This is a genomic window from Mesorhizobium sp. M1E.F.Ca.ET.041.01.1.1 (assembly GCF_003997355.1).
Classification (GTDB): Bacteria; Pseudomonadota; Alphaproteobacteria; order Rhizobiales; family Rhizobiaceae; genus Mesorhizobium.
In genome coordinates, this window is sequence record NZ_RZSL01001077.1 from 1 (window position 1) to 1,084 (window position 1,084).

Consider the following 1,084-nt stretch of genomic DNA (forward strand, 5'->3'; position numbering starts at 1 on the left):
TCCCTGGTGAGCATGCTATTCATCACCGGCAACGCCGGCATCTTCTTCCCAGTCACTGGAAAACCCCGGCATGATGTCGCCCGCCAGCAGCTTCTCCTTCGACAGCAGGCCCGCATCCTCAAGCGCTTCGATGTCGGGGAGATCGCGCAGAGTGTCGAACCCGAACTGCAGCAGGAACGCCTTGGTCGTGACATACGTGTATGGCGCGCCTGGGGTCGGGCTGCGTGGGCCTGAGGCGATCAGGCCGAAGCCGCGCAAATTGCCGATCAGGTCGCGGCTGATTTCCTTGCCGAAGAAGGCGGACAGCTCGGCACGGGTGATCGGCTGGAAGTAGGCGATCGTCAACAGCACGAGTACCTCCGACTGCGAAAGGTTCTTTTGCCCCTGCTCGCCGGTGCCCAAGGCCGCGTGAATAGCGTCGCCGTAGGCAGAGCGCGTCAAATGCTTCCAGCCGCCGGCGACCGCCACCAGATCATAGGGGCGGCCGCGCAGCTCCTCGCGGATGTCGTCGATCAGGAGATCAATGCTGCAGCTCTTGCCGACGATACGCGCCAGGGTGTCACGTGTCACCGGCTCGCTGGCCGCGAAGATCGTCGCTTCGACTCTGGCCATCCACTCCCGCCAGCGAACCTCCGCCGGCAGGTGGTCGAGATCGCGATCGAACAGGCGGTCGCCTGATCGATGGTCATCTGACCGGCCCTGCCCTCGCCTCTTGCGCGCCGCTTCAGCCATTTCCTAAAGCCCGTAGATGCGGAACGTGGTGCGGCCGGACAGCTCGCGCACGGCGCCGAGATCGACCAGTCGGTCGAACAGGCGCCGCAGGCCGCGGTCGCTCATCCCGGCGATTTCTTGCGACGCCACGAGCGCATCGTCGGACAGCAGCTTTTCGACGACACGGTCCGCACCCTTCGCCCGCAGCTTCGGCGCGACGGCGAGCAGCCGCTCGGCGCGGCGGCCGAGCTCGGTCGAGAGGTCGATCGCCCGCAGCGCTGCGCGCGCCTGAGCCACGAGCAGGCCCTGCACCCTCTCCCCGCCTGGCGCCTGATCCCTCTCCGTCAGACTGGTTGTTCTCACTCGCACGCCG

2 protein-coding genes are annotated in these 1,084 nt (G+C 66.3%); both read right to left on the reverse strand.

Features of this window, described 5'->3' with window-relative positions:
- Window positions 1-15: 15 nt before the first annotated feature.
- Window positions 16-732 carry an SMC-Scp complex subunit ScpB gene (locus EOA38_RS37465; RefSeq protein ID WP_127222395.1) on the reverse strand — a complete coding sequence of 239 codons (717 nt, stop codon included), beginning with the start codon at window positions 730-732 and terminating at the stop codon, window positions 16-18.
- Window positions 733-735: 3 nt separating this feature from the next.
- Window positions 736-1,084, reverse strand: a 349-nt coding sequence (locus tag EOA38_RS37470; protein WP_127301568.1) for a DUF1403 family protein, incomplete at its 5' end; no start/stop codon positions are given.

Excerpts from the sequence above, each read along its gene's own strand:
- EOA38_RS37465 (WP_127222395.1), bottom strand. The coding sequence starts at position 732 with ATGGCTGAAGCGGCGCGCAAGAGGCGAGGGCAGGGCCGGTCAGATGAC.